Origin of the sequence: Chromobacterium sp. ASV23 (assembly GCF_016428945.1) — a bacterium.
GTDB classification, from domain to species: domain Bacteria; phylum Pseudomonadota; class Gammaproteobacteria; order Burkholderiales; family Chromobacteriaceae; genus Chromobacterium; species Chromobacterium sinusclupearum.
Window position 1 is genome coordinate 78,403 of record NZ_JAELTR010000012.1, and the last position, 6,631, is coordinate 85,033.

At 67.4% G+C, this 6,631-nt stretch carries 13 protein-coding genes; 12 read left to right on the forward strand and 1 reads right to left on the reverse strand.

The window, feature by feature from the left end; translation table 11 throughout:
* The first annotated feature begins 141 nt into the window (after positions 1–141).
* The 8 genes from JHD59_RS07635 (at position 142) to JHD59_RS07670 (ending at position 4,978) form a co-directional block, all read left to right on the forward strand.
* Complete coding sequence (locus tag JHD59_RS07635; protein ID WP_199153808.1) at positions 142–951, forward strand: GPO family capsid scaffolding protein; 810 nt, start codon at positions 142–144, stop codon at positions 949–951.
* A gap of 30 nt (positions 952–981) precedes the next feature.
* Positions 982–2,046 (forward strand): phage major capsid protein, P2 family, encoded by a 1,065-nt coding sequence (locus JHD59_RS07640; protein ID WP_199153809.1) that lies wholly within the window; start codon positions 982–984, stop codon positions 2,044–2,046.
* Positions 2,043–2,717, forward strand: coding sequence for a terminase endonuclease subunit (locus JHD59_RS07645; protein WP_199153810.1), 675 nt, complete (start codon positions 2,043–2,045; stop codon positions 2,715–2,717). The genes JHD59_RS07640 and JHD59_RS07645 overlap by 4 nt, the downstream gene beginning before the upstream one ends.
* A 94-nt stretch (positions 2,718–2,811) precedes the next feature.
* On the forward strand, positions 2,812–3,303 hold the full coding sequence (locus JHD59_RS07650; RefSeq protein WP_199153811.1) for a head completion/stabilization protein: 492 nt from the start codon (positions 2,812–2,814) through the stop codon (positions 3,301–3,303).
* Positions 3,303–3,515, forward strand: coding sequence for a tail protein X (locus tag JHD59_RS07655; protein WP_103321525.1), 213 nt, complete (start codon positions 3,303–3,305; stop codon positions 3,513–3,515). The genes JHD59_RS07650 and JHD59_RS07655 overlap by 1 nt, the downstream gene beginning before the upstream one ends.
* A gap of 4 nt (positions 3,516–3,519) precedes the next feature.
* Positions 3,520–3,888, forward strand: a complete 369-nt coding sequence (locus JHD59_RS07660; protein WP_199153812.1) for a putative holin — start codon at positions 3,520–3,522, stop codon at positions 3,886–3,888.
* Positions 3,885–4,199, forward strand: a complete 315-nt coding sequence (locus JHD59_RS07665) for a phage holin family protein (protein WP_199153813.1) — start codon at positions 3,885–3,887, stop codon at positions 4,197–4,199. Before JHD59_RS07660 ends, JHD59_RS07665 begins: the two co-directional genes overlap by 4 nt.
* Positions 4,190–4,978 carry an N-acetylmuramidase family protein gene (locus JHD59_RS07670; RefSeq protein WP_199153814.1) on the forward strand — a complete coding sequence of 263 codons (789 nt, stop codon included), beginning with the start codon at positions 4,190–4,192 and terminating at the stop codon, positions 4,976–4,978. Before JHD59_RS07665 ends, JHD59_RS07670 begins: the two co-directional genes overlap by 10 nt.
* Here the strand turns inward: JHD59_RS07670 and JHD59_RS23305 are convergent.
* Positions 4,948–5,196 carry a hypothetical protein gene (locus tag JHD59_RS23305; protein WP_368671547.1) on the reverse strand — a complete coding sequence of 83 codons (249 nt, stop codon included), beginning with the start codon at positions 5,194–5,196 and terminating at the stop codon, positions 4,948–4,950. The two genes, JHD59_RS07670 and JHD59_RS23305, sit on opposite strands and share 31 nt — an antisense overlap.
* A gap of 85 nt (positions 5,197–5,281) precedes the next feature.
* Between JHD59_RS23305 and lysC the strand changes: the two genes are divergently transcribed.
* The 4 genes from lysC to JHD59_RS07690 all read left to right on the forward strand — a co-directional run.
* Positions 5,282–5,542 carry an Rz1-like lysis system protein LysC gene (gene lysC / locus JHD59_RS23310; protein ID WP_368671548.1) on the forward strand — a complete coding sequence of 87 codons (261 nt, stop codon included), beginning with the start codon at positions 5,282–5,284 and terminating at the stop codon, positions 5,540–5,542.
* A complete protein-coding gene (locus JHD59_RS07680) occupies positions 5,535–5,741 on the forward strand; it encodes a TraR/DksA family transcriptional regulator (protein ID WP_199153816.1) in 207 nt (68 codons plus the stop codon). Before lysC ends, JHD59_RS07680 begins: the two co-directional genes overlap by 8 nt.
* Complete coding sequence (locus JHD59_RS07685; protein ID WP_199153817.1) at positions 5,725–6,195, forward strand: phage tail protein; 471 nt, start codon at positions 5,725–5,727, stop codon at positions 6,193–6,195. Before JHD59_RS07680 ends, JHD59_RS07685 begins: the two co-directional genes overlap by 17 nt.
* Positions 6,176–6,631 (forward strand): phage virion morphogenesis protein (locus tag JHD59_RS07690; protein ID WP_199153818.1); only part of this gene is annotated, 456 nt, incomplete at its 3' end. The genes JHD59_RS07685 and JHD59_RS07690, both read left to right, overlap by 20 nt.

Here is a 6,631-nt window from a genome sequence, read left to right on the forward strand (position 1 = left end):
GTCTGCCGGCTTGTCCGGCGCACTTCTTGGCCTGCCGGTTGTGCCCGCGCGCCACACAACAGCCAGCGCTCGACCCCGCCCCGCGCGGCCCGGAATATGGGCGCATCGCCACGACAGACACCCGACCGAGGACCGCAAACCATGGCAAGCAAGGCAAAGAAATTCCGTGTCGCCACCGAAGGCGCCACCACCGACGGCCGCAACATCGAGCGCAGCTGGATTGAGCAAATGGCCGCCAACTACAACCCGAAAAAGTACGGAGCCCGCGTCAACCTGGAACACTTCAAGGGCTTGTTGCCCGATGGCCCGTTCAAGCGCTACGGCGATGTCACCGCCCTGAGCGCGGAGCAGGTAGAAGACGGCAAGTTGGCGCTGTTTGCCGTCATCGACCCGACCGACGATCTGGTCGCACTCTCCAAAGCGCGCCAGAAGATTTACACCTCCATCGAGGTGGACACCAACTTCACCGACAGCGGCGAAGCCTATCTGGTCGGCCTGGCCATCACCGACGACCCGGCCAGCCTGGGCTGCGAGATGCTGGAATTCAGCGCCAAGGCCAAGTCCAGCCCGCTGGCCGCCCGCAAGGAAAAGCCGGACAACCTGTTCACCGCCGCCATCGAATGCAGTCTGGAATTTGAAGACGACAGCGCCGGCGCGCTGGCCGGCTTCAGCGACAAGATCAAGGGCGTGCTGGGCAAATTCTCCAAACGCCAGGCCGCCGATACCGCCGAACTGTCGGCCGCGGTTCAAACCATCGCCGAAAGCCAGGCCCAGGTGCTGGAGCAATTCAGCGGCGTGGCCCGCGCCGATGACGTGGTGCAGCTGCGCAAGGAATACGGCCAGCTCAAAACCGCCCATGACGCCCTGGTAGCCAAGCTGAGCAGCCAGCCCACCACCCCGGCGCGCACCACCGCCACCGGCGGTAACGCTGAAATCGTCACCGATTGCTGATCCCTACCCTATTCCCCGGAGCCACACCGCATGAAAACCGAAACCCGCAACGTCTTTACCCAACTGCTGGACCAGATCGCCCGCTTGAATGGCGTGACTACAGACGCAGTGAAAAACGCCTTCAGCGTGCAGCCGTCCATCCAGCAGAAGCTGGAAACCCGCATTCAGGAGTCGAGCGAATTCCTGTCGCGCATCAACGTCGTCGGCGTCGATGAACTGGAAGGCGAAAAGCTGGGCCTGGGCGTGTTCGGCACCATCGCCGGCCGCACCAAGGTGACGCCGACCAACCCACGCCGCCCGCGCAATCTGACCGATCTGAACAGCCACAAATTCCGCTGCGAGTTCACCGAATTCGACACCGCCATCCCTTACGTCCAGCTGGATGCCTGGGCCAAGTTCCCGGACTTCCAGACCAAGCTGCGCGACGTCATCGTCAAGCAGCAGGGGCTGGACCGCATGATGATCGGCTTCAACGGCATCAGCGTGGCGGAACAGACCAACCGCGAGAAATACCCGCTGCTGCAAGACGTCAACAAGGGCTGGCTGCAGCACTACCGCGAGAGAGCGCCGGAGCGCGTGATGGCGGAAGTAAAGAAGGGATCGGGCAAGGTGCTGATCGGGGCAATAGAAAAGGGCGGCGACTTCTACAACCTCGATGCGCTGGTGATGGACGCCGTGGCCGGCATGATCGACCCGACCTTGGCCGGCAACCCGGAGCTGGTGGTCATCCTGGGCCGCGACCTGCTGCATGACAAGTACTTCCCCATCGTCAACCAGGACAACAAGCCCAGCGAGCAACTGGCGGCCGATGTCGTCACCAGCCAGAAGCGCGTCGGCAACCTGCCGGCCGTCACCGTGCCCTTCTTCCCGGCCGGCGCGATGATGATCACCCCGCTGTCCAACCTGTCCATCTATTACCAGAACGGCAGCCGCCGCCGCCATCTGCGCGAAGAACCGGAATTCAACCAAGTCGCCAACTACGAGAGCAACAACGAAGCCTATGTGGTGGAGCGCTACGAGGCCGGCTGCCTGGTGGAAAACATCGAGCTGTTGCCGCCGCCGAAGGAAGAAAAGAAGGAAGGCAAAGCCGAATGAGCCACGCCCGCGCCCACTTCCTGCGGGCCAGCGCGGCCAGGGCTTCGGCCCTGGCCGTGGAAGACGGCCCGATCCACTGCACCGCCTACGAGCTGATGCTGGTCAAGCTGGCCGAAGACAAGCGCCGCTTGAAGCAAATCCAGTCCATGGAAGGCAAGGCGGCCGTCAAACGCGAAGTGCTGCCCGACTACGCCCCCTGGGTGGAAGGCGCGCTGGAAGGCGGGCGCGGCCAGCCTGACGACGTGCTGATGACGGTCATGACGTGGCGCATCGACGCCGGCGACTACAGCGGCGCGCTGGACATTGCCGAATACGCGCTGGCCCACGGCCTGCCGCTGCCGGACCAGTTCAGCCGCACCACGGCCACAGTCGTCGCCGAGGAAATCGCCGACGCCGCCAAGCGCGCCCGCGATGGCCAGCAGCCATTCGACCTGCACACGCTGACCTACGCCGCCGAGCTGACCGACAAGCACGATATGCCAGACCAAGTGCGCGCCAAGCTGCTCAAGGAAGCCGGGCTGATCCTGGCCGAGCAAGCGCCGGCAGCCGCGCTGGAACATCTGCGCCGCGCCCAGCAGCTAGACAACCGGGTCGGCGTCAAAAAGGACATCGAGCGCATCGAGCGCGCCATCAAGAACAGCGCCCAACCGCCCGCCGGCGGCCAGGTGTAACCGAGCGACCCCGCGCGACTGACGGCAGGGGGTGGACGCCAGGCGCAGGCCAACGGCCGAAGCCCCCTCCACCGTCACCCACAAGGACAGCGCCATGCAGATCAACAGCATCCACACCGTCAACGCCACGCCCACCAGCACGCCCGCGCCGGCCGATGGCGCGGCCATCGCATCCAGCCGCTTCTGGCCGGAGGTGGAGCCGGCCCACTTCCGCGCCGCCATGCGTTACGACGGCACCGTCACTACCGCCCGCCTGCGCGGCGCGCTGGTGGAAGCCATCGCCGCCGTCAATGGCGAGCTGGCCGGCTGGCGCATGGTCAAGATCGCCGGCGGCGCGCTGCGCCTGGCCGACATCGAGGCGGAACAGATCGACGGCGAATCGGTGCTGGTGCAGCGCTGGCGCCGCGCGGTCTACGCCACCGCCGCGGCGGACCTGGCCGAGCGCTACCGCTCGTTTGACGCCACCGGCGCGGCCCGCCAACGCGCGGAGGATTTGGACGCCACTGCCGACCAGCTGCGCGCCGATGCCCGCGCCGCCCTCCGCGCGCTGATGGGCGTCGGCCGCTGCACGGTGGAGCTGATCTGATGCGCGCCCTCCGCGCCATGCAGGGCGACAGCGTGGACGCCATCGCCTGGCGCGTCTACGGCAAAACCCGCGGCGTGGTGGAACAGCTGCTGCAGCACAACCCAGGGCTGGCCGAGCATGGCCCGGTCCTGCCCAGCGGCACGCTGGTGAAGCTGCCGGACCTACCGGCCGACCCCGCGCCCGCGCAAACCCTTATCAACCTATGGGACTAACACCATGGCAGAACCTGTAAGCAGTACCGCCACCACCGCCACGCTGGCCGCCGTCGCCGGCTTGGCCATGCTGCCCGGCATCGACGCCGCCGTGGTGCTCGGCGCTTTCGCCGGCGCGGCCGTGTTCGTGCTGAGTTCGGACAGCCTGAGCCTGGCCAAGAAAGCGGGATTCTTCATCGTCAGCTTTGTGGCCGGCCTGGTGGCCGCCGCCGGCGTGGCCAGCCTGCTGGCGCGCTGGCTGCCCATCGACGCCAGCCCAGGCGTGGGCGCGCTGCTCGCCGCCGCCCTCGCCGTCAAGGTGCTGCTGTGGCTGATCCGGCTGGCCGACGACCCGGCCGCCGCCGTGCGCGGCATCAAGGGGGGCAAGCCATGACGCTCAATGCCCTGCACATCCTGGTGCTTGGACTTTCGTCTATGGTTTTGCTCGGTTTTCAGCGCGGAACGTCCAAATACCGCCCATTTGCTGCACTTTCGGCTTATCTGCTCATCGTTTCCGCCGGTGCGGTGGCCGTGCTGCGCCTGTTTGGCCGGCATGAGCTGGTGGAGTGGCCGCAGCTGTTCATCAACCTGGCGCTGTTGCTGGCGCTGATCGCCCAGCGCGGCAACGTGGTGGAGCTGTTCCGCAATAGCGGCCCGCGCCAGTCGCGGCTGGCCATCCTGCTGAGGAAAGAGACATGGCTCTGATGAAGAAAGGCGCGCACGGCCTGGACGTGCAAACGCTGCAGCAACGGCTCGCCGCCTTGGGCGCCAGGCTGGCCGTCGATGGCTGGTATGGCGACGCCACCGAAGCGGCCGTCGCGGATTTCCAGCGCCGCGCCGGCCTGGTGGTGGACGGCATCGCCGGCAGCAAAACCCTGGCCGCGCTGGCGGGCCAAGCCGGCCCGCGTCGGCTGGGCGAAGCCGATCTGCAGGACGCCGCCGAGCGCCTGGGCGTCGGCGTGTCCGTGGTCAAGGCCATCAATGCGGTGGAGTCGCGCGGCAGCGGTTTCCTGGCCGACGGCCGCCCCGTCATTCTGCTGGAACGCCATGTCGCTTATCAGCGCGCCGGCAAACAGGCCGACAGCCTGGCCGCGCAATACCCGGCCATCTGCAACCAGGCGCGCGGCGGCTACGCCGGCGGCGCGGCCGAGTGGGCGCGCTTCGCCAGCTTGGCCATCATCGGCGGCGAACAGCTGGCCATCGAGTCTTGCAGCTGGGGCGCGTTTCAGATCATGGGCTATCACTGGCAACGCCTGGGCTATGTCGGGGCTTGCGAATGGCGCCTAGCGATGGAGTCCGGCGAGCCGGCCCAGCTCGACGCCTTCGTGCGCTTCATCCTGGCCGAGCCGGCTTTGCTAAAGGCACTGCAAGCCAAGAAATGGGCGGAAGTGGCCCGGCTCTACAACGGCCCGGCCTACAAAGAAAACCTCTACGACGCCAAGCTGCAGGCCGCCTACGAGCGCGCGGAAAGGCTGGCCGCATGATCGCCGCGCTGATGCCACTGATCCGCCGCCTGCTGCTGAACCTGCTGCTCGCCGCCGCCCTGCTGGCCGGCTACACCCTGTGGCAGCAAAGCGGCCAGCTCCAGCGCCAGGCCTCCAGCTTGGCCGCCGCGCTGCGCGACAGCGCCACGCTGGCCGAACGCAACCGCGCCCAGGCCGAACAGCTGGCCGCCCAGGACGCCGCCATCCAGCAGCAGCAAGCCGCCAACCGCGAGCTGGCCAGCCAGCTGTCTGCCCTATCCCGTCAACACGCCGCCGCCGCGACGAAACTGGAGACCGCCATCCATGCCACGCCTGCCGCTGCTGCCTGGGCTAGCGCTGCTATCCCTGAGCCTGTTGCCCGCCTGCTCGACACCACCGGCCAGCCCGCCTTCGCGCCCGCTGCTGATCCAGCGCTGCCCGACGGTGACGCCCTGCGCGCTGCCGGCGCTGGCGCCGACCACCAACACCCAGCTGGCGGACAGCTGGCAGCAACACCGGGCGGCGCTTGAGCAGTGCGCCGCGCAGATCCACCACATCATCCAATGCCAACAACGCCATGACTGATTTCTACGACCGCGCCCAGGAACTGGAGCAACGCCAGCGCGAAGAAGCCCTCGCCCGCCAGTTCGCCCACCTCACCCACGGCGCCAGCCTGAGCCACTGCGAAGACTGCGCCGAGCCGATACCGGAAGCGCGCCAGCGCATCGTTGCCGGCTGCACCCGCTGCGTGCAGTGCCAGGAAGACCATGAACAAACCCGCTGACCTGCGCCGCGCTGTCGAGGCCGCCTTGCCGGCGCTCCGCGACAACCCGGAACGGCTGATCATGCTGGTGGAAGATGGCGGCATCGTCACCGCGCCGGGCCGGCTGCATTTCGGCTACCGCTACACGCTGAAGCTGGTCATTACCGATTTCACCGGCCATCTGGACCAGCTCGTCATTCCATTGCGCGCCTGGATCGAGCAGAACGAGCCGCCGCTGGTGCAAAACTCGGAACGGCTGGAGAAAGGTTTCCGCTTTGAAGTGGAATGGATCAGCGCCACGGCGGTGGATGTGCAGATCACCCTGCAGCTGTCCGAAGGCGTCCGCGTGGAAGTCGGCCAGGACGGCAACGTCACCGCCACCCACTACGGCGAGCCGGCGGAACCTTTCGCCGGCGTCGAATACTGGACCATCACCGTGAAGGGCGAAACCGTCTATGACAATCGCCCGGCTTGAGTCCGAGCTGTCCGGCCTGCTGCACAAGGTGGCGCCGGCCGCCCGCCGCGCCCTGGCCCGCGACATCGGCCGCGCTCTGCGCCAAAGCCAGCAAAAGCGCATCGCCGCCCAGCAAAACCCGGACGGCAGCGGCTACGCCCCGCGCCGGCCGCAATTCCGCCAGCAAAAGGGCGTCATCCGCCGCCAGATGTTCGCCAAGCTGCGCAGCGCGCGCTGGCTCAAGATCGAGGCCACAGCCGGCGGCGTCGAGATCGGTTTCCTGCGCCAAGTGGAACGCATCGCCCGCGTCCACCAATACGGCCTGCGCGACCGCATCAGCCGCCACACCCACCGGGAGGCGCAATACCCCTGTCTCTTATACACATCTCCGAGCCCACGAGACTCAAAAGGGGGGGGGGGGGGGGGGGGGGGGGGGGGGGGGGGGGGGGGGGGGGGG